The organism is Pseudomonas yamanorum (assembly GCF_013386765.1).
GTDB classification, from domain to species: domain Bacteria; phylum Pseudomonadota; class Gammaproteobacteria; order Pseudomonadales; family Pseudomonadaceae; genus Aquipseudomonas; species Aquipseudomonas yamanorum_A.
In genome coordinates, this window is the sequence record NZ_JACARE010000018.1 from 152,874 (window position 1) to 172,100 (window position 19,227).

Here is a 19,227-nt window from a genome sequence, read left to right on the forward strand (position 1 = left end):
GCGTATCTTACACGTCTCTTTGATACAAAAGATGACGGCAAATGCGCCGCAAAGCTCAGGCTTGCTGTACGAAGGTGAGGCGTATCGCAAAACCGATTAAAAGGCTGCCAAACAGCCATTGCTGAAGGCGCTGGGCGGACGGGCTCCGCTCCAGCCAGCGGCCGATTCTGGCACCGGCCAATCCATAGCAACTGTCGAAAGCCAGGCCGACCGCCACCAGAATCGCGCCCAACAGGGCGAACTGTGCCGTCACCGATGCGCCGTGTGGATCGATGAATTGCGGCAGCAGTACGGAGCAGAACAGCAGCGCCTTGGGGTTGAGCAGATTGGTCAGCAGGCCGCGCTGGAAGGCTCCGCGCCAGGCGTGGGCCGGTGCGGTACCGTCCTCGGCGTTCAGGTTGGGCAGCAGGTTGGCGCGCAGGCACTGGATGCCGATCCACAGCAGGTACGCTGCCCCGCCCAGGCGCACCACATCGAAGGTCCAGGGCGCGACCTTGAACAGGGTCGCCAGGCCCATCCCTGCCAGCGCGACGTGGCAGGCCCTGGCCAGCCCCAAACCGGCTGCGGTTGCCAGCGCCATTGCCTTGCCCTGGCGGGCGCCGGTTTGCAGCAGCAGGATCATGTCCGGGCCGGGCAACAGGTACACCACCGCCAGCGCGAGTAAAAACAACCAGAGTTCTGCCATGTGCCTGCCCCTTGCGGTAGGTGATTCGTAGGGCAATTTTAGGGGCGAAGGCCGGGGCAGGTGCTTGCGTAGTCAGCTGGAAAAGCGTCTAGTCTTGGCACAATCTGCCACTTCTGCCGGGCGAAACACTTCACTTATGCCAAATCTGAAACTGGATGCGTTTGACCGCAAGATTCTTGAAGCCCTGCAACGGGATGGCCGCCTGAGCAATGTGCAACTGGCGGATGAGATCGGCCTGTCGGCCTCACCTTGTTTGCGCCGGGTGCGACTGTTGGAAGAGGCGGGCGTGATCCGTGGTTACCAGGCGAGTCTTGACCGGGATGAAGTCGGGTTGGGGCTGACTGTGTTTGTCGGGGTAAAAGTGGAGCGGCATAACGACGAACAGGCGGAGGCGTTTCGGTTGGCGGTGACGGCATTGCCTCAGGTGATTTCGGCGTTTCTGGTGTCGGGGGAATCGGACTTTCTGCTGCAGGTGGTGGTGCCGGATTTACGCGGGTATGAGCGGTTCCTGACCGGGAGTTTGTTGAAGTTGCCGGGGGTGAGTGATATCCGCAGCAACTTTGCGATTCAAACGGTGAAGACGCCGGGAGCGTTGCCGTTGGGGCATCTTCCCGGCTGACGATTTCTTATTGTGATGAGGACGCTTGTTGTGGCGAGGGAGCTTGCTCCCGCTGGGCTGCGTAGCGGCCCCAAAATCTTGGGAGCGCTGCGCACTCCAGCGGGAGCAAGCTCCCTCGCCACAGGGGTTGTGTGTACTCGGGCTATTGGGGGTGCAGACAATCGAGCGATCTATCCACCATCACCTTGGCCATTTCCACCAGGTGCATGACCGCGGGCGAAGTTTCGCTCAACTCCTGAGCGCAGTGAAGCAGGTCCGATGCATAGGCCAAGGCGTCTTCGAAGCTGAGTTCTGGATGCGTTGTGAAGAAAGGGAATAGGTGGCAGGGCGTTACTTTGGTCATGGAATAACTCCAATTGTGCGCCCAATGTTGAACGTTCGAGCTGCTAAACCCGGTCACTGAATTGACAGTGACGGACGCAGACTAGACGCCGAAAAGACGGGGCACAAGAGGCTGGGATTCTCTCGAAAATGTCCTGCGAAGGAAAGGGAAGGGACGCTCAAGCGGAGCATTTTCAGACTTTGTCGCAACCTTGAAAACACCGCAAAAAAGTGTGGGAGCTGGCTTGCCGGCGATGACTGACTAACCTTCAACAGTAATGTTGACTGTTAAACCGCTATCGCAGGCAAGCCAGCTCCCACATTGGAATTTAGTCGTGTTGGAGGTGGGTGTTTTCAGGTCCACCAATAGCGCACGAGATGGAAGAAGATCGGCGCCGCAAAACACACGGAGTCCAGCCGGTCCAGCATCCCGCCGTGCCCTTCGATCATGTGCCCCCAATCCTTCACCCCCCGGTCGCGCTTGATCGCGGACATCACGATCCCGCCGGCAAACCCCAGCAGGTTGATCAATAGCGCAATCAGGAACGACTGCCAGGGATTGAACGGTGTGGTCCACCACAGCGCGGCACCGATCAGCGATGACAACAGAATCCCGCCGACAAACCCTTCCACGGTCTTCGACGGCGACAGGTTGGGGGCGATCTTGTGTTTGCCGAACAGCTTGCCGCACACGTACTGCAGCACGTCCGACAGCTGCACCACGATCACCAGGTAGGCGATCAGCAGCAGGTTGCGGCCTTCATAGCCGACGATGTCCAGGGTCAGCAGCGCCGGGACGAAGGACACGCAGAACACCGCGATCATCAGCCCCCATTGCACTTTCGACGCCCGTTCCAGGAAGTGCGTGCTGTCACCGCCCAATGAAGCAAGGATCGGCAGCAGCAGGAACACGTACACCGGGATAAAGATCGAGAACAACCCGTACCAGTCGAAGTAGATCAGCAGGTATTGCAGCGGCAGGGCCAGGTAGAACGCTGCTACCAGCGCGGGGTAATCGCTGCGCCGGGTCGGCGTGAGGGTGAGGAATTCCCGCAGCGCATAGAACGACACGGCGTAGAACAGCAGGATCACCGCGCCGGTGCCGAGCCAGAAGGCGATGCCGATCACCACCACCATCACCCACCAGGCGTTGATGCGGGCGTTAAGGTTGTCGATCACCGCGTTCGGCGAGCCACGGGTGCGCAGTTTGAGGATCAGGCCGATCAGTGAGGCGAGCACCAGGATTGCGCCGATCCCGCCGAACAACATCAGGGTTTGGCTATCCATGTCAGGAATGCTCCGGGGCGAGGGCAAGCAAGGCGTCGCGGGTGCGGGCGAGGAACAGCGCCTTGTCTTCGCCGTCCTCCAGTTGCAGCGGTGCGCCGAAGCTGGTGGTGCACAGTAATGGCAGCGGCAGTACGCGGCCCTTAGGCATGACCCGGTTGAGGTTGGCGATCCACACCGGGATCAATTCGGCTTGTGGATAACTCTTTGCCAGGTGATACAGGCCGCTTTTGAAGGGCAATAGGCCGTCTTCCAGATTGCGCGTGCCCTCAGGGAAGATGATCAGCGAGTCGCCGTTTTCCAGAGCCTGGAGCATCGGTGCCAGTGGGTTATCCACAGGGTCCTTGCGCTCACGATCAATCAGCACGCCGTTGAACACCCGGTTGATGATGTAGCGGCGCAGGGCGCTTTTGTTCCAGTAATCGCTGCCGGCCACCGGACGGGTGAATTTACGCAGGTTCTGTGGCAACGATGCCCACAACAGTACGAAGTCGCCGTGGCTGCTGTGGTTGGCGTAATAGATGCGTTGCACCGGCACGGGCGCACAGCCAAGCCACAGGCTGCGGGCGCCGGTGACGGTGCGGGCCATGGAGGTAATCAGGGTGGCGACCACGGGTTCGAACATGAGGATTCCTTATCCGGCGAAGGGCAGCCAGGGGCTGGCCAGGATGACGGCCACGGTCAGCAGCACTTGCGCCGCCAGCAGGTAGGCTTGCTTGCGCAACAGTTTCAGGGCGCCGCGACGGCGTTCGGTCCAGGGCCGGCCGGCGCGCTTCGCGGATTGCAGGCCGAGGGCCTGCATGGCCTGGTCGAAGTCGGGCGTGCGCTCGGTGTCGCGAGCCAGCAGGGCGAACAGGTCGGCGTCGAAGGCCACCCGCAGCGCCCAGTATTTTTCCAGCAGCCCGAGCACAATCATCCACAGGCTGAGGATCAGGCAGATCGGCGTGATGCTGGCCATCAGCAGTTGCGCCAGGCCAAACAGTACGCCGAGCAAGGTCAGGCCTGTGGATAACTGGTCCAGGGAACGGCCCCGGCGCAGCAGGCTGGCGACGACCTGTAATTCCATATCAGCGGGCATGGGTTAAACCCTCCAGGGCTTCACGGTGAGCAGGATGCAGGACCACACGTGGGCGTGCTGTACGAATAATAGCCACCGCCTCGTCGACATTGGCTGCGCGCCCGGTATGGAGCAGCCATGCGGCCACGGCGGTGGCGCTGCGCGAGTAACCGAGGGCGCAGCACACCAGCAGCGGCCCGGCTGAGCGTAGCCGTTCAATGGCCTGAGCGGCTTCCAGGCATTGCGCCGCAGTGGGTGCCGTGAGATCGAGTACAGGCAGGCTGTAATAGGCGCGGCCCTGTGGATTAATCGGCAATTCGGCGCATAGATCGACGACGGCCTTGAATGAATCCATCTCAGTGCCTGCAGGAATTCGCCCCAGCCAAACGTTATCCACAACCTGATCGGGCTGTGGATGTTTACGTGTCCACAGGCGGGAATTGATCCAGGCGGCTGCCAGATAGGGCGCGAACAACCAGCGCGCCGCCGGAGTGAGTCGTCCGTCCGCACGCTTCTGAAAGCCCGAAACGCCCAGCACCAAGTAATTCGCCTTCATCAATCCAAGGGAAACCGCCGGCCAAAGTAGCCATAACCAACCGCCGCCGAGGCTGAACGCCAGGATCAAACACACCAACGATCCGAAGCCATAGCGCAATCCCAGCCGCCAACGCTGCCGGTCCCGGGTCAGGTGGGCATTCAGCAGCGGGCTCGGATGCTCCAGCGGCCACAGCCATACGCACAGCCAGCCGGCGAGGGCGCCTGTGGGTAAGTCGATAAAGTGATGTTGATAAGTGGTCAGCACCGAAAGGCCGATCAACGCGAACCAGCCATGCACCAGCCAGCGCCACAGGCCCTGACTATGCCGCTGGTACATTATCCACAGCACCACCAGCAGGGCGATGTGCAGCGACGGTGCTTGGTTGAACGGCTTGTCGAACCCGGCGAGTACCGCAAACAGCCAGCCGAATACGCCATCCAGCTCCGGCCGTTCGAAGGTGAAGCGCAACGGCCAGATAAGGAAGCAGGTGACAGCAATCACCTGGGCCGTGAGCAGGCGCAGGGCATGCTGTTTCAGCTCATGGCGCGTACTGGGCAGTAGCAGGGATAAACCGTAGAGCAGGTCGATGGACCAGTAGGGCACGATGGTCCAGGCCCAGAACGGGATATGGCTTTCCCAGCCGAACACCATCGTACCCACGTCGCTGCGCTGGCTGGTGACCCACGTGGCAAAGCCGTAGGTGCTGAAAAACAGCGGCGCCAACAGCAGCAGCCACAGCACCGCCGGTTTTAACAGGCCCGGTTCACGCATGGGTCAGACCCGCTGCGCCAGGGACACGCTGAAAATCCCCCATTCATCCACGCGTTGGGTGATCTTGCGGAAACCGGCAGCTTCCACCAGTTGATCCATTTCCGCCTGGCTGCGCCGGCGCATCACCCAGGCTTGGCCCTGACGGTGGCTGGTGAGGGCGCGGGCGATCAGTTCCAGTTGCGGGTGCCACGGTTGGCCGGTGTACACCAGGTAACCACCGGGCTCCACAGCTTCTGCCAGGCCGGCGAGCGAGCCACCGACCATCGCGTTATCCGCAAACAGCTCATACAGCCCGGACACCACCGCCAGCGTCGGCTTGGGTTCCAGCGCCGCCAGGTCTGCCCGGTCAAACGCATCGCCTTTGACGAACCGGGCGATGTCGCCCAGGCCTTTCTCACGAATCAGCGCGCCACCGTCGCGCACGTTGATGTCGCTGTAGTCCCGCAACAGGATCGATTCCGGCAACGGCGAAACGCCCTGCAAGGCTTCCAGAATGTACCGACCATGCCCGGCGGCGATGTCGACGATGCGTACTTCCTTCTGCTCATCACGCAACTTGCCCATCGCCAGGCGCAGCAGCTCTTCCACGTTCAACTTGCGCTGGCGAATGCCGCGCCAGCCGATGGAGTTCAGGTAGTTGGTGTCGATCATCCGCCCCAGCCCGCCTTTGCCGGTGGGCGTATTGCGGTACACATAGTCCAGGGTGCTGCCGGAGTCGAAGCCGGTGTCGAAACCGAGCTTCACACCATCCGACAGCTTGCTGCCCAGGCCCATGCTGGCGCGGGTCATGCGCCAGTAGAGGTCGCGCGGCGAGTTGCGCGGCAACGGTGCGGCCAGGGATTCGGATTCGGCGCAGGTCAGGCCTATCTTGTCGGCATCCAGCAAGTTGGCGCGGTCCAGCGGGTGCTCGAAGTTCTGCAGGATAAAGCGCCGGGCGCTGTTCAACGCCACGGCGCGGTCACGCTCACCGAGGGTGTCGTGGAAGAAACCGGGCAGGATGTGCAGCTCTTTCTTCAGGCTGCCCAGGCGGTCGAAGAACTGCTGCTGGGGTTTGCGGTGCACCACAAAGTCCGAGCCGGAGATCAACAGCTGGGTGGGCACCTGAATCGCCTGGGCATCGGCTACAACCCGGTCGGCCGCTTCGTACAGGCCCAGCAGCACATTCACCGAGATGGCTTTGGTAATCAGCGGATCAGTGTCGTAGGACGCCACGCGCTCCGGGTCATGGCTCAGGAACTTGGCCTTGACGTAACTGTTGACGAAAAAGTTGCCGCGAAACTTGCGCATCAACCCCAGGCCCGGGCGGGCGAAGGGCACGTAGAGCTTGACCTTGAATGCCGGGGAGGCGAGCACCAGCGAGCGAATCTTCGGCGCGTAGTCGTGCACCCACGTGGCCGCGATCACCGCGCCGACGCTTTGGGCGATCACCGCGAGGTTCTCTTCCTCAATGCTGTAGGCGCCGCCGATATGGTCGACGAAGGTCTGCACGTCCCGGGCGCTGGTGGCGAAGCTGGGGCTGTCGCCGCGTTCGCCGGGGGATTGGCCGTGGCCGCGGGCGTCCCAGGCGAAGAAGTCGAATTCCGGCAGGTTGAGTTCGTCCACCAGGTGGGCAATGCGTCCGGAGTGCTCGTGGCCGCGATGGAACAGCACGATCGCCTTGCGCGGCGCAAAGCCCGCCGGTGCGGTGGCGGGCCAGTGACGGTAGAAAAGCTCCACCCCGTCATGGGTGCTGAAGGTGCGCTCTTGCTGTTCACGCATCGCAAAATCCTTATGCAGAAGGGGAGGTTTGTTCTTCTTTGAGGCCTTGGCGCACGCGGTTGACCAGGGTGTAGGCCAGCAATGCCGCGACCAGCCACATCACCGCGTCGACCCAACTGGCACCGAGCCAGCCCAGCGCCACACCGGTGGCCAGTACGCCGAGCACAAACGCCCGATCGCTCTTGCCCATGGGTCCGTCGTAGCGCCGCGAAGCCCCGACCATCGGCCCGAGCACGCCAGCGTACTCGCTGAACACCGCCAGCAGCGTCACCAGCAGCACCGGCGCCAGGCTGACCTCGGGGATCAGCGCAAACGGCAGGATCAGCGCGCTGTCGGCGATCACGTCACACAGTTCATTGAGGTAGGCGCCGAGTCGCGACTGCTGGCCGAATTCCCGGGCGAGCATGCCGTCGATGGCGTTGAGGGCCATGCGCAGGATCATCCACAGCGGGATCAGCGCAAACAGCCACACATGTTGAGCAAAGCTGGCGATCAGCAATCCCACCAGCAGGGAAACCACCCCGGCGAGCACGGTGATCTGGTTGGCGGTGGTACCGTTGTCGTAGAGGCGCTGCACCAGCGGACGCAGCAGGTTCTGAAAACGCGGTTTAAGCTGATAGATCGAAATCATGGGGAGTGACGCTTCCTTGTCCGTAAGCCCGCGAAAAACTGTGGGGAGTGTGCCGATTTATCACGGCTGAAACCAGTGATGGCTCGTGTTTCTGGGGACTTAGTCATGCCCTTCAGTTATCAGGGAGAAACAGATGTTGTTCACAACAAGGTTTTCGAGGTAGCTGAATGTCACCTTGACGTTGAGGTGAGTTTTTTGATCCATGGCATAGGTGTCAGAGCCGCCTTGTATTCCCAGAACACCGGGAAGTCTGGCCGGAGGAATGGAGTCCATTGGTGTTCCCAGAACGTTACGTATGAAGCTCTGGTCCATGTTCAATGTGAATGGAGCGGGCAGTTGGCCGATATAGACGGGCTGGCCTACGGTCTGCACCAAGATGATCAATACTTCTTTCAGACGATGGGTGTCCGCCGAGAACCAAAGTTCGATGCCGGCAATTGGCTTTTGGATCAAGTCTTCGTTGTCATCATCTTCAAACAGTGGCATCAGGGGGGCGCCAGAACCAGTACCCTCCCTCACAAGTTCGTGGTACTCACGACCGAGTGCTGTCACCCAATGCTGAATTTTTTCTGCATCCACCATCAGTACCACCCCTGATCTTCATTAGTTTTGTGCATTTTGGTGCGGGCTTCTTCAAGGTCCGCATTGGAGAAACCATTCTCGAGCATGTAGGGTTTGATCGCATCAAAGTTGCTATCTACCGCCCCGCGTAGATAGCGCGCGTCAAGTTGTTGCTTGGTTTTGGTATTTCTCCAGCCGTAAGTTTCGCTGTACTTTTGATGAATATGGGCGGGAATAGCGATGCTGGCAACGGACTTCATAACGGTATAAATCTCGTCTGAGGATAGTTTTCTCAGTTTCCTCAAGTAGTGTGTCAGAGCCGCCCGTGAAGGCATGTGATCCAGATGCAGTCCATTACGCGGCCGTCCGCTGAACGCACCGTAAGAATCTACCTCCAAAGGTTTCACCGCCGGCTTGGCAAACACCAAATACAACGGCGGCACACCAGAATCTGCAGGGAACGTGATAATCGTGTCTTGCCAGGTAACGTCCTCAGCATCCCGTCCGGGATAGTGCGTAATCCCCGTCTCCTGCCCCACCGGAATCGGATGCACCAGCAAGTTATCCAGCCTTTCCGGCGTACCCGGATAAGGCGTTGGCGCATTCACCACCGGGCCGTTATTCGGCGTCCAGGTGATGGAAATACCGTCCAGCACCGCCACCATTGCGCTCTTGTCTGCGTTCCATCGGGCCTCTGTCACTGGCACACGATCCGCGCCACTGCCGGGCCGCGTATGCAAGCCGTAAACTCGCGTGTCCCCAGCCTCATCCAGACGAAACTGGAAGCGCACCCGGGTACTGGCAACCCGCATGCCTGCCAATTGCTCCGGGCTGTACAGCGTCGAATCACCGATATCCCGTGGCCAAAAGGCCAACATCACAACATTCAACGCCGAACCGGCTCCGGCAGCCGCCCCGGTGAGTCTGCGAACCGCCCATGACCCAAGATCAGCCCCCAACACTCCCGCAACACGGCCTACCGAGCCAGTGGTTCCCGTCGAGCCCATCAGTGCCGCAGAGCCAAAATTCACCGCACGTTCGGGGGGCACGCCTGCGGCGATAGAACCGGGAGGCACTGAAACGCAAGACTTGGCGAAGACACAGTCGCTAGCGGGTCGAGTCATTGTGCCGGGGGAGGCGTAAGAGGCAGGGGCAACCGGGATGGATCGAGGAGTAGCAACCGCAGACATCTGTTCAAGTTGCCCAACACTGAACCGCTACCCAAAAACATTTTGGTTAGCGATCAGTACCGGCGGTGGCGTGCATTTACAGATACATAAATCGCCATCAAGGGCGGCTTGCCTGCCGTCCCATATTTCCGACTGATACGAGCCGATATTGGCGATGAAACCGGTGGTGCCGCAAGCGGGACACAGCACCGAATCACCTTCCCGGGATATGGGCTGGCCCCCGATATTGGCCCGGTTGCAGCCGGTCAGCACGGTGCCGCCTGCCGTGGTTTTCGCCCCCACGGTGATATTGCAGCGCCTCATATCGCGCGCTCTATTTTTGGACTGTCCATTGTCTTTCCTTTTCTCGCGCTCAAGCGCGCTCGAACACTGTAAAAGTGTTGATTCAAGAGGGAGCCTGAATGGCGGGGGAAAGATGCTGCTAAATAACCCTGGACCAAACAACTGACCGTTCGGTTAGGTGGTGTACTTGTTAGCAGAGCAAGGAGACTCTCTACGCCAGGGAATTCGTATGTTTTGCAATGACCAAACAAAAATTTCACGCCCCGCGTTATAGGGTAACCAATTGTTTCTGTGTGGGCGTTTGGGGATGCGAGTGGATCTGGACGCTGATGACGTGGCCATTGAAGGGCTGCCGCGTTTTCAGCAAGGGTTGTTTCATGCCCGCCGGTTAAGGCAGGCCGGCATTGGCTTGACGGTGCTGGCGGTTGGCGGCTGGATGCTGGCACTGTTTGTGGCGCTGTTCGCCCCGCTGTCGATCTGGCCGGTGGTGCTGATTAACTGTGCCTCGGCGTTGCTGGTGCTGGTGGCCGGTTTGCAATCGGCGTGGTGGGTCGCGGACTGGCGGGCCATGGCGCTGGAGGAACCGACGGCGCTGCTGATCGAGCCGCCGTTGCCGGCAGAAGACCCCGGTTGGCTCAACCGTCTGTTCGGCCGGGTCGGTAGCGGCTTGCTGACGCAGATTGGCGCGCCGGTGTTCTGGCTGTGCGGCTGGTCGTTGCTGGCGCTGTTCAGCGTCCTGGAATTCTGGAGCCTGACATTGCCCGCCGCCGCGGTGGGCCAGGCTGCCAGCGTGGGCGCGGCCATTGCCCTGGCGCTGGCCTTCGGCTTGCTGGTGTTTGAACGGCGTATGGCCCAGGAAAGCACCGCCCAATGGCCGGAAGCGGCGCAACTGGCGCAATTGAGCCGGGTGGCAATTATTTGCCTGGTGATCAGTGCGATTTGTTTGCTGTTTGCCGGTGAAGAATCCGTGTGGCCGTTGCGCCTGGCGGTGTTGATCGGTCTGTTGCCGGCCCTGGTGGCGCTGGAGTTTCTGTTACGCGGCCTGCTGTCGCTGTTCAGCCCGCGCCAGGAGCGCCTTGAGCCACGGCTGATGGCGCAGAGTTTTATCGCCGGGATGCTGCGCTGGCCGCCGCAACCGTTGCTCGCCCTGCAGCACGAACTGCACAACCGTTTCGGCATCGACCTGCGGCAGATCTGGGCCTTTACCTACATGCGCCGGGCGTTCCTGCCGGTGCTGGTGGTGGTGCTGGCCGTAGGCTGGATGCTGACCGGCGTGCATGAAGTCGCTCTGCAAAGCCGTGGGATTTATGAACGCTTTGGCAAGCCGGTGGAGGTCTTCGGGCCTGGCCTGCATGCCGGTTTGCCGTGGCCGCTGGGCCGGGTGCTGAACGTGGAAAACGGTGTGGTCCATGAACTGGCCACCAGCGTTGGCGAAGCGGCGACCACCGACGTCGCACCCGCCGAAGGCCCGGCGCCGTTGATCGCCAACCGCCTGTGGGACGCCAGCCATGTGAATGACAAATCCCAGGTGATCGCCAGCAGCAGCGGCGACAAGCAAAGCTTCCAGATCGTCAATATGGATGTGCGCTTCGTGTACCGCATCGGCCTGAGCGACCAGGCGGCACTCGCCGCCACCTATAACAGCGCCGATGTGCCCACGCTGATTCGCAGCACCGCCAGCCGTATCCTCGTCCACGAATTTGCCTCGCGAACCCTCGACGAATTACTCGGCGAACAACGCAACAGCCTCGCCGATGAAATTGGCCTGGCGGTGCAGGCGGACCTGAAGAAACTCGACAGCGGCGTGGAAATCCTCGCCACCGTGGTGGAAGCCATTCACCCGCCCTCCGGTGCGGCCAACGCCTACCACGCGGTGCAAGCGGCGCAGATTGGCGCCCAGGCGCTGATCTCCCGGGAGCGCGGCGCCGCCAGCGAGCAGACCAACCAGGCGTTGCTGCAAGCCAGCACCGCCCGCGACCAGGCCCAGGCCACGGCCCATGAGGTCAGTGCCGGCGCCCAGGCGGCGGACCTGCGTTTCAGCGCCGAACAAAAGGCCTATCAACAAGCTGGCCAGGCCTTCGTGCTGGAGCAGTACCTGAGCCAACTGAGCCTGGGCCTGGCCCACGCCAAATTACTCATTCTTGATCATCGCCTGGGCGCCAGTGGCGCACCGACCATCGATCTGCGTTCCTTTACCTTACCGGCCGACCCTGCGGTGCCGCGTAAAGCCGTTCAATAAGGAGTTCATCTGTTGAGCGCTCATTCTCACGATCACGCAGGCCATGGTCACCACCACGGCCATCATCATCACCATCACGGCGATGAACAGGAAGCCGGCCCGTTCCCTTGGCGGCGCATGGGCTGGGCGGTGTTGCTGGTGCTGTTTGCCGTGGCTGCGGCGAGCCTGGTGCAGGTGCGTTCCGGCGAAGCCACGGTGATTACCCGCTTCGGCAACCCGTCGCGGGTGCTGCTGGAGCCGGGCCTGGGCTGGCGCTGGCCGGCGCCGTTTGAAGCGGCGATTCCGGTAGACCTGCGCCTGCGCACCACTTCCAGCGGTTTGCAGGATGTGGGCACCCGCGATGGCCTGCGGATCATCGTGCAGGCCTACGTGGCCTGGCAGGTGCAGGGCGACCCCGACAATGTGCAGCGTTTTATGCGTGCGGTGCAGAACCAGCCGGATGAAGCGGCGCGGCAGATTCGCACCTTCGTCGGTTCGGCGCTGGAAACCACCGCCGCCAGTTTCGACCTGGCCAACCTGGTGAACACCGATGCCAGCCAGGTGCGCATCGCCGATTTTGAAGCGCAGTTGCGCCAGCAGATTGATCAACAATTGCTCACCACCTATGGCGTGCGCGTGGTGCAGGTTGGCGTTGAGCGGCTGACCTTGCCCTCGGTGACACTGGCCGCCACCGTCGACCGCATGCGCGCCGAACGCGAGACCATCGCCACCGAACGCACCGCGGTGGGCAAGCGTGAAGCGGCGCAGATTCGCTCTGCCGCCGAGCGTGATGCGCGGATCGTCCAGGCGGACGCCACGGTGAAAGCCGCTGATATCGAAGCGCAATCCCGGGTGGAAGCCGCACAGATTTATGGCCGTGCCTACGCCGGCAACCCGCAGCTGTATAACCTGCTGCGCTCCCTCGACACCCTCGGCACCGTGGTTACGCCGGGCACCAAAATTATCCTGCGCACCGACGCTGCACCGTTCCGCGCACTGGTGGACGGGCCGAAGGATGTCCAGCCATGAGTGAGCGGGAAAGCCTCGACAGCCCGTGGATCCAGGCTGGACGGCTGACGTTCCTGGCGCTGTATGCGGTGACGGTATTGGCCGCGTTGGCGTGGGCGTTTTCCAACGTACGGCAGATCGACCCGCAGAACCGCGCCGTGGTGCTGCACTTCGGCGCGCTGGACCGGATTCAGAATGCCGGGCTGCTGCTGGCCTGGCCGCGCCCGTTTGAACAAGTGGTGCTGTTGCCTGCAGCGGACCGGGTGATCGAGCGCCGGGTGGAAAACCTGCTGCGTTCCGATGCGGCCACGCAAGCCGACCGCGTGGCCAGTTTTGCTACGCCCCTGAGCGACGCCCTGGCCGGCTCCGGTTACCTGCTGACCGGCGATGCCGGCGTGGTGCAGCTGGATGTGCGGGTCTTCTATAAGGTCACCGAGCCTTACGCTTTTGTGTTGCAGGGCGATCACGTGCTGCCGGCGCTGGATCGGCTGGTCACCCGCAGCGCCGTGGTGCTGACCGCCGCGCGGGATCTGGACACCATCCTGGTGGCGCGCCCCGAGCTGATCGGCGCCGACAACCAGGCGGCCGAACGTCGCGAGCGGCTGCGCGGTGATCTGGTGCGAGGCATCAATCAACGCCTGGCTGACCTTGCGTCCACCGGTCTTGGCCTGGGCATCGAAGTCACCCGGGTCGATGTGCAATCGAGTCTGCCGGGCCCGGCAGTTAACGCTTTTAACGCGGTGCTGACTGCCAGCCAGCAAGCCGACAAGGCCGTGGCCAATGCCCGCACAGACGCGGAAAAACTCACCCAGACCGCCAATCAGGACGCCGACCGCGCCGTGCAGGTGGCCCACGCCCAGGCCAGCGAGCGCCTGTCCAACGCCCGGGCGCAAACCGCCACCGTCGCCAGCCTGGCACAGGTCAAGGACCCAGGCCTGTTGCTGCGCCTGTACCGCGAACGCCTGCCGAAGATTCTCGGCCAGGCCGGTTCCGTGACCACGGTGGACCCTAAAGACGATTCCCGCCTGATCATTCAGGGAGCCGAACAATGACTGCCCACGCCGCCCCGATGCTCTCATCGGCCGAACAACGCAGCGCCGCGCGGCAACTGACCTTGGCGATGCTCGCCTTGGGCCTGCTCAGCCTGGGCCTGGTATGGCGCTGGCTGGCGCCGGACCAGACCGGCGTCAGCCAATTGCTGCTGGGCGTTGCCTCGTTGCTGGTGGCTGTGCCCGTGATGCGCTCGGCCTGGTACAGCCTGCGTTATCCGAGCCTGCATGGCATCACCGACCAACTGATCGCCCTGGCGATGCTCGGCGCCTGGGCCACCGGTGACCTGCTGACCGCGGCGCTGCTGCCGATCATCATGATCTTCGGCCATGTGCTGGAAGAGCGCAGCGTCATCGGTTCCCAGGAAGCGATTCATGCCCTGGGCAAACTGACCCGCAGCCACGCGCGCCTGGTGCAGGTGGACGGGACGATTCTGGAAGTCGACAACGGCATCCTGAAGACCGGCGATATCGTCGAAGTGCGCGCCGGTGACCGGGTGCCTGCTGACGGCGTGGTGCTGTCGGGCCAGGCCAGCCTCGACACCGCGCCGATCACGGGCGAATCGGTGCCGCTGGAGGCGAGTGTGGGCGTGCAGGTGTTTGGCGGCGCGATCAACCTCGACGGCTTGCTGCGCCTTGAAGTGACCCGCACCGGCAATGAGTCGACCCTGGGCAAAGTCATCGCCCTGATGCAGAGCGCCGAACGCTCCAAGCCGCCGATCACCCGGCTGCTGGAGCGCTACGCCGGTAGCTACATGGTGCTGGTGTTGTTGCTGGCGGCGGTCACCTGGTTTGTCACCAATGACGCCCAGGCGATGCTTGCGGTGCTGGTGGCGGCGTGCCCGTGTGCGCTGGTGTTGTCGGCACCGGCCACGGCGATTGCGGGAATTGCCGTCGCAGCTCGTCATGGGATTCTGATTCGCAGCTCGGCGTTTCTTGAAGAGTTGGCGGACCTGACGTCACTGGTGGTCGACAAGACCGGCACCCTGACGTTTGGCACCCTGCGTTTGCAGTCCATCGACACCCGCGAGCCGGATCGGCAGGTGTTGCTGAATCTGGCGGCCAGCCTCGGCTCGGCCAGCAGCCATCCGGTCAGCCGGGCGTTGGCGGGGTTGGCGACTCAGGAGCAAATGCTGGTGCTGTCGGATATTCGTGAGCGTCAGGGCCTCGGTGTGGTGGCGAAGACGGCGCAGGGCGAAGCTGCCCTTGGCCGGCCGGAATTGTTTGAGCAACTCGGCATCGCGACCACGGCAGTTCCCACTCATGATGGCCCGATTGCCGGGTTGGCGTTGAACGGACAATTCCTCGCCTGGTTGCTGCTGGCGGACAGCGTGAAACCTGAAGCCCGCCAGGCGATGAAGGAGCTGCGTGAATTGGGTCTCGGTCGCCAACTGCTGCTGACCGGCGACCGCCAAAGCGTGGCCGACAGCCTGGCACTGGAAGTGGGCATCAGTGACGTCGAGGCCCAGGCCTTGCCGGAAGACAAACTCAACCGCGTATTGGGCGAAATCGGCAGCGGCTTCCGGCCCATGGTGGTGGGTGACGGGATCAACGATTCCCTGGCGCTCAAGGCCGGTGTGGTCGGCGTGGCGATGGGCGCGGGCGGGGCGGATATCGCCCTGGCGTCGGCGGACGTGGTGCTGATCGGCAGCGACCTGCGGCGCCTGGGCACCTGCGTGCGCTTGAGTCGCCAATGCCGGCACACGTTGCAGGTCAACGTGATCATCGGCCTGGGCTGGACGCTGGCCATCGTGGTGTTCGCCGCATTCGGCTGGCTGGGCGCGGCGGGCGCCATGATTGCGGCGGTGTTGCACAACCTCAGCACGCTGCTGGTGCTGGGGAATGCGGGGCGTTTGTTGCGCTTTCAGGAGCCGCTGTTGAAGCTCGACGAATAAATTTTAAAATTTTTTCAGCCTCGCTGTAACGCCATGGGGGGACCTCACTCTAGTGCTATGTCGAGACTGAACAATCCGTTCAGACCGACTCCACAATCGATCATGAGGAATACACAATGAACATCAAATCCGCTGCTGCTGGTGCCGCCCTCGCTTTCGCTGCTGCCGGCATGTTTGCTGGTGTTGCTACCCAGGTGCAGGCAGCAGACGCGCCGATCCATTGCTATGGCGTCAACGCCTGCAAAGGCCAGAACGACTGCAAGACCAAAGACCACGCTTGCAAAGGCATGGGTTCTTGCAAAGGCCAGGGCTTCTTGTCGATGAGCAAAGCCATGTGCGACCAGAAAGGCGGCAAAGTCGGCGAGTAACCGACCACCGAGTGCAACCGCAGCGGGGCCCCCGCCGCTGCGGACACTTTCCCCAGGAGTGTTTTATGTCCGCCTCCCTTCCGAGCCTGGGTTACGGCCTGGGTTTACGCAGCGAGTACTACCAGCAGATCCTTGAACAATCGCCGGCCGTGGATTGGTTCGAAGTGATCTCCGAGAATTATCTGGTCCAGGGCGGCAAGGCCTTGTACTACCTGGATGCGATAGCCGAGCGTTATCCCCTGGTGATGCATGGTGTGTCCCTGTCCATCGGCGGGCCCCATGCCCTCGATATCGATTACCTGAAACAACTCAAGCAGCTCGCCGAGCGCATCCAGCCGGCGTGGATTTCCGATCACCTGTGCTGGAGCCGCGGCAACGCGCACCAGCTGCATGACCTGCTGCCACTGCCTTATACCGAAGAAAGCCTGTACCACGTTGCCGGTCGCGTACGGCAGGTGCAGGACGTGTTGCAGCGTCCTTTCGTGCTGGAAAACGTCTCCAGCTATGTGCGCTCCAAGGCGGACGAGTTTACCGAGTGGGAGTTTCTCAACGCCCTGACTCATCTCACCGGCTGCCAGCTGTTGCTGGACGTGAATAACGTCTACGTCAGCTCACGCAATCACGGGTTCGATGCCTGGGAATTTATCCGCAACCTGCCGCCCGAAAGCATCCGCCAATTGCACCTGGCCGGGCACATGGATTACGGCGACTACGTGATCGACACCCATGACCACCCGGTTTGTGATCCGGTGTGGGCGCTGTATCAGCAGACGCTGGAACACCTTGGGCCGGTCTCGACGCTGCTGGAGCGCGATGATCATTTCCCGCCGTTCCAGGAGCTGCTCGACGAACTGGCCAAAGCCCGCGAACTGGGCGCCAGCGCATTGGACAGGAGGGCGTTATGCGCCTGATCGACTGGCAATTGGCGTTCGAGCAGCATTTGCTGGCGCCGACGTTCACGGCCGAGAAAGGCTTCAGCGCCACCCTGATCGGTGGCCCGACCCTGGATGTCGAGACGGGCCTGGCGATTTACCACAACGCCTATCACGCGCGGCTGCTGGAAGTACTGCGCGATGACTTCAGCGCCGTGTGGTACTGGCTGGGGGACGATGAGTTTGCGCAGATGGGTTCGGCCTATACCCGCCGTTATCCCTCGGCTCATTACAGCCTGCGCTGGTTTGGCGAGCGTTTCCCGGGGTTTATCCTCGAGCATTTTCCCGAGCAGGGTGCACCGCTGGCCGAGCTGGCACGGCTGGAATGGGCATTCACCCTGGCCTTTGACGCGCCGCAAGGCGAGCCGCTGACCGTGCAAGACATGGCAACACTGCCGCCGGAAGACTGGCCAGGGTTGCAGGTCCAGTTGGCGCCCTCGGTGCAGCAGGTGCTGTGTGATTTCAACAGCCTGGGCATCTGGCGCGCCAGCAAGGGCGAGTGGGACTTCCCTGGCAGCGAGGCCTTGCCGTTGAAGCAGGTGTGCCTGGTGTGGCGCCACCAGAATGTCTGCCAATACCGCAGCCTGGAACCGGCTGAAGCCAGCGCGCTGGCGGGCATGGCCACCACCGGCTGGAATTTTTCCGAACTGTGTGCCGAGCTGGCAGTCACTTATCAGGAGGGCGCGCCATTGCAGGCGGTTACCTGGCTGAAACAGTGGATCCAGGACGGCTTGCTCCAGCGGCGGGCACCATAGAAAAGGGCTATCGTTTCGATAGCCTGCTAATTTTTCCGTGGATGGTCTACCCTCATTTCAGACGTCTGAAACAAGGGGGGACTACTCATGCTCGCGCAACTTCCACCGGCCTTACAGAATCTCAAGCTACCGCTGCGTCTTCGACTCTGGGACGGCCATGAATTCAACCTGGGCCCGGATCCCAGTGTCACCATTGTGGTCAAGGACCCCATGATGGTTTCAACGCTTAGCCATCCGACGCTCAATTCACTGGGCGAAGCCTTCGTCGAGGGCAAACTGGAGCTGGAAGGCTCCATTTCCGAAGTGATCAGGGTGGTTGACGAGTTGAGTCATGCCCTGGTGGATGACGACGAGGACACTCGTCCGGTGCGCTCGATCCACGACAAGGCAACTGACGCAGCCGCTATTTCCTACCATTACGACCTGTCCAACGAGTTCTACCAGCTCTGGCTGGACCGCGACATGGCCTATTCCTGCGGGTATTTCGAGACCGGCAGCGAATCCCTCGACCAGGCCCAACAAGACAAATTTCGCCACCTGTGCCGCAAATTGCGGCTGCAGCCGGGGGAGTATTTGCTCGACGTGGGCTGCGGTTGGGGCGGCCTGGCGCGGTATGCCGCGCGGGAATTCGGGGTCAAGGTGTTCGGCATCACCCTGAGCAAGGAACAGCTTGAGCTGGCTCAAGAGCGGGTGAAAGCCGAAGGCCTGGAAGACCAGGTCGAACTGACGCTGCTGGACTACCGCGATTTGCCCCAGGATGGCCGCTTCGACAAGGTGGTGAGCGTGGGCATGTTTGAACATGTGGGCCACGCCAACCTGGCGGAGTACTGCAAGATTCTAAACGGCGCGGTGCGTGAGGGCGGCCTGGTGATGAACCACGGCATTACCGCCAAGCATACCGATGGCCGGCCGGTGGGCCGTGGCGCCGGGGACTTTATCGAGCGTTATGTGTTTCCCAATGGCGAGTTGCCGCACCTGGCGATGATGACCGCCGAGATCAGCGAAGTGGGGCTGGAAGTGGTCGACGTCGAAAGCCTGCGCCTGCATTACGCGCGCACGCTGGATCACTGGAGCGAGCGCCTGGAAGACAACCTGGAGGCGGCGGGCAAGATGGTGCCGGAGCAGGCCTTGCGCATCTGGCGGCTGTACCTGGCTGGCTGTGCCTATGCGTTTGCCCGGGGCTGGATCAACCTGCATCAGATTCTGGCGGTGAAACCCCATGCCGATGGTAGCCATGAGCTGCCGTGGACACGGGATGACTTGTACCAGTAAACCTCTGTGCCTGTAGGAGCGAGCTTGCTCGCG

At 61.9% G+C, this 19,227-nt stretch carries 20 protein-coding genes; 9 read left to right on the forward strand and 11 right to left on the reverse strand.

What is annotated here, in order from left to right; translation table 11 throughout:
• Positions 1-55 precede the first annotated feature (55 nt).
• On the reverse strand, positions 56-685 hold the full coding sequence (locus tag HX875_RS14015; RefSeq protein WP_177043622.1) for a LysE family translocator: 630 nt from the start codon (positions 683-685) through the stop codon (positions 56-58).
• Positions 686-830: 145 nt separating this feature from the next.
• Between HX875_RS14015 and HX875_RS14020 the strand changes: the two genes are divergently transcribed.
• Positions 831-1,304: an Lrp/AsnC family transcriptional regulator gene (locus HX875_RS14020; protein WP_026078018.1), complete on the forward strand. Its 474-nt coding sequence runs from the start codon at positions 831-833 to the stop codon at positions 1,302-1,304.
• Positions 1,305-1,446: 142 nt separating this feature from the next.
• Here the strand turns inward: HX875_RS14020 and HX875_RS14025 are convergent, their stop codons facing one another.
• From HX875_RS14025 to HX875_RS32755, 10 genes are all read right to left on the reverse strand, one after another.
• Positions 1,447-1,647, reverse strand: coding sequence for a DUF3077 domain-containing protein (locus tag HX875_RS14025; protein WP_177043623.1), 201 nt, complete (start codon positions 1,645-1,647; stop codon positions 1,447-1,449).
• A 332-nt stretch (positions 1,648-1,979) separates the two neighbouring features.
• A complete protein-coding gene (locus HX875_RS14030; RefSeq protein ID WP_177043624.1) occupies positions 1,980-2,912 on the reverse strand; it encodes a phosphatidate cytidylyltransferase in 933 nt (310 codons plus the stop codon).
• A 1-nt stretch (position 2,913) separates the two neighbouring features.
• On the reverse strand, positions 2,914-3,534 hold the full coding sequence (locus tag HX875_RS14035) for a lysophospholipid acyltransferase family protein (RefSeq protein WP_177043625.1): 621 nt from the start codon (positions 3,532-3,534) through the stop codon (positions 2,914-2,916).
• A gap of 9 nt (positions 3,535-3,543) precedes the next feature.
• Complete coding sequence (locus tag HX875_RS14040; protein ID WP_177043626.1) at positions 3,544-3,987, reverse strand: hypothetical protein; 444 nt, start codon at positions 3,985-3,987, stop codon at positions 3,544-3,546.
• Entirely contained in the window at positions 3,977-5,275 is a 1,299-nt protein-coding gene (locus HX875_RS14045; protein ID WP_177043627.1) for a phosphatase PAP2/dual specificity phosphatase family protein, read from the reverse strand. Before HX875_RS14045 ends, HX875_RS14040 begins: the two co-directional genes overlap by 11 nt.
• Positions 5,276-5,278: 3 nt before the next feature.
• The gene (locus tag HX875_RS14050; protein ID WP_177043628.1) at positions 5,279-7,033 is read right to left on the reverse strand and encodes a bifunctional alpha/beta hydrolase/class I SAM-dependent methyltransferase; all 1,755 of its coding nucleotides are present in this window, start codon (positions 7,031-7,033) and stop codon (positions 5,279-5,281) included.
• A gap of 10 nt (positions 7,034-7,043) precedes the next feature.
• Positions 7,044-7,664 carry a CDP-alcohol phosphatidyltransferase family protein gene (locus HX875_RS14055; protein WP_177043629.1) on the reverse strand — a complete coding sequence of 207 codons (621 nt, stop codon included), beginning with the start codon at positions 7,662-7,664 and terminating at the stop codon, positions 7,044-7,046.
• Positions 7,665-7,763: 99 nt separating this feature from the next.
• The gene (locus tag HX875_RS14060; protein ID WP_218171053.1) at positions 7,764-8,246 is read right to left on the reverse strand and encodes a DUF6392 family protein; all 483 of its coding nucleotides are present in this window, start codon (positions 8,244-8,246) and stop codon (positions 7,764-7,766) included.
• The gene (locus HX875_RS32750; protein ID WP_371321480.1) at positions 8,246-9,106 is read right to left on the reverse strand and encodes an S-type pyocin domain-containing protein; all 861 of its coding nucleotides are present in this window, start codon (positions 9,104-9,106) and stop codon (positions 8,246-8,248) included. Before HX875_RS32750 ends, HX875_RS14060 begins: the two co-directional genes overlap by 1 nt.
• Before the next feature lie 336 nt (positions 9,107-9,442).
• A complete protein-coding gene (locus HX875_RS32755) occupies positions 9,443-9,718 on the reverse strand; it encodes a PAAR domain-containing protein (RefSeq protein ID WP_256348100.1) in 276 nt (91 codons plus the stop codon).
• A gap of 286 nt (positions 9,719-10,004) precedes the next feature.
• Here HX875_RS32755 and hflK (HX875_RS14070) point away from each other — a divergent pair, with 286 nt between their 5' ends.
• The 8 genes from hflK (HX875_RS14070) to cfaB all read left to right on the forward strand — a co-directional run bounded on the left by hflK (HX875_RS14070) (position 10,005) and on the right by cfaB (position 19,194).
• Complete coding sequence (hflK, locus tag HX875_RS14070; RefSeq protein WP_177043630.1) at positions 10,005-11,936, forward strand: protease modulator HflK; 1,932 nt, start codon at positions 10,005-10,007, stop codon at positions 11,934-11,936.
• Positions 11,937-11,945: 9 nt separating this feature from the next.
• The gene (gene hflC, locus HX875_RS14075; RefSeq protein ID WP_173860313.1) at positions 11,946-12,944 is read left to right on the forward strand and encodes a protease modulator HflC; all 999 of its coding nucleotides are present in this window, start codon (positions 11,946-11,948) and stop codon (positions 12,942-12,944) included.
• Complete coding sequence (gene hflK / locus HX875_RS14080) at positions 12,941-13,975, forward strand: protease modulator HflK (RefSeq protein ID WP_177043631.1); 1,035 nt, start codon at positions 12,941-12,943, stop codon at positions 13,973-13,975. Before hflC ends, hflK (HX875_RS14080) begins: the two co-directional genes overlap by 4 nt.
• Positions 13,972-15,867, forward strand: coding sequence for a cation-translocating P-type ATPase (locus HX875_RS14085; protein ID WP_177043632.1), 1,896 nt, complete (start codon positions 13,972-13,974; stop codon positions 15,865-15,867). The genes hflK (HX875_RS14080) and HX875_RS14085 overlap by 4 nt, the downstream gene beginning before the upstream one ends.
• Before the next feature lie 116 nt (positions 15,868-15,983).
• Positions 15,984-16,235 carry a BufA2 family periplasmic bufferin-type metallophore gene (gene bufA2, locus HX875_RS14090; RefSeq protein ID WP_177043633.1) on the forward strand — a complete coding sequence of 84 codons (252 nt, stop codon included), beginning with the start codon at positions 15,984-15,986 and terminating at the stop codon, positions 16,233-16,235.
• Positions 16,236-16,300: 65 nt separating this feature from the next.
• Positions 16,301-17,146, forward strand: coding sequence for an MNIO family bufferin maturase (gene bufB / locus HX875_RS14095; protein WP_177043634.1), 846 nt, complete (start codon positions 16,301-16,303; stop codon positions 17,144-17,146).
• The gene (locus HX875_RS14100; RefSeq protein WP_177043635.1) at positions 17,137-17,922 is read left to right on the forward strand and encodes an HvfC/BufC N-terminal domain-containing protein; all 786 of its coding nucleotides are present in this window, start codon (positions 17,137-17,139) and stop codon (positions 17,920-17,922) included. Before bufB ends, HX875_RS14100 begins: the two co-directional genes overlap by 10 nt.
• A gap of 87 nt (positions 17,923-18,009) precedes the next feature.
• A complete protein-coding gene (gene cfaB, locus HX875_RS14105; protein WP_177043636.1) occupies positions 18,010-19,194 on the forward strand; it encodes a C17 cyclopropane fatty acid synthase CfaB in 1,185 nt (394 codons plus the stop codon).
• Positions 19,195-19,227: the final 33 nt, after the last annotated feature.

Bases quoted from the DNA above. Each gene is read 5' to 3' on its own strand.
- bufA2 (WP_177043633.1), top strand. From the start codon at position 15,984: ATGAACATCAAATCCGCTGCTGCTGGTGCCGCCCTCGCTTTCGCTGCT.
- HX875_RS14100 (WP_177043635.1), top strand. From the start codon at position 17,137: ATGCGCCTGATCGACTGGCAATTGGCGTTCGAGCAGCATTTGCTGGCG.
- cfaB (WP_177043636.1), top strand. From the start codon at position 18,010: ATGCTCGCGCAACTTCCACCGGCCTTACAGAATCTCAAGCTACCGCTG.
- HX875_RS14060 (WP_218171053.1), bottom strand. From the start codon at position 8,246: ATGGTGGATGCAGAAAAAATTCAGCATTGGGTGACAGCACTCGGTCGT.
- hflK (WP_177043631.1), top strand. From the start codon at position 12,941: ATGAGTGAGCGGGAAAGCCTCGACAGCCCGTGGATCCAGGCTGGACGG.
- HX875_RS14055 (WP_177043629.1), bottom strand. From the start codon at position 7,664: ATGATTTCGATCTATCAGCTTAAACCGCGTTTTCAGAACCTGCTGCGT.
- HX875_RS14085 (WP_177043632.1), top strand. From the start codon at position 13,972: ATGACTGCCCACGCCGCCCCGATGCTCTCATCGGCCGAACAACGCAGC.
- HX875_RS14025 (WP_177043623.1), bottom strand. From the start codon at position 1,647: ATGACCAAAGTAACGCCCTGCCACCTATTCCCTTTCTTCACAACGCAT.
- hflK (WP_177043630.1), top strand. From the start codon at position 10,005: ATGCGAGTGGATCTGGACGCTGATGACGTGGCCATTGAAGGGCTGCCG.
- HX875_RS32755 (WP_256348100.1), bottom strand. From the start codon at position 9,718: ATGAGGCGCTGCAATATCACCGTGGGGGCGAAAACCACGGCAGGCGGC.
- HX875_RS14035 (WP_177043625.1), bottom strand. From the start codon at position 3,534: ATGTTCGAACCCGTGGTCGCCACCCTGATTACCTCCATGGCCCGCACC.
- HX875_RS14045 (WP_177043627.1), bottom strand. From the start codon at position 5,275: ATGCGTGAACCGGGCCTGTTAAAACCGGCGGTGCTGTGGCTGCTGCTG.
- HX875_RS14030 (WP_177043624.1), bottom strand. From the start codon at position 2,912: ATGGATAGCCAAACCCTGATGTTGTTCGGCGGGATCGGCGCAATCCTG.
- HX875_RS14040 (WP_177043626.1), bottom strand. From the start codon at position 3,987: ATGCCCGCTGATATGGAATTACAGGTCGTCGCCAGCCTGCTGCGCCGG.
- bufB (WP_177043634.1), top strand. From the start codon at position 16,301: ATGTCCGCCTCCCTTCCGAGCCTGGGTTACGGCCTGGGTTTACGCAGC.
- HX875_RS14015 (WP_177043622.1), bottom strand. From the start codon at position 685: ATGGCAGAACTCTGGTTGTTTTTACTCGCGCTGGCGGTGGTGTACCTG.
- HX875_RS14050 (WP_177043628.1), bottom strand. From the start codon at position 7,033: ATGCGTGAACAGCAAGAGCGCACCTTCAGCACCCATGACGGGGTGGAG.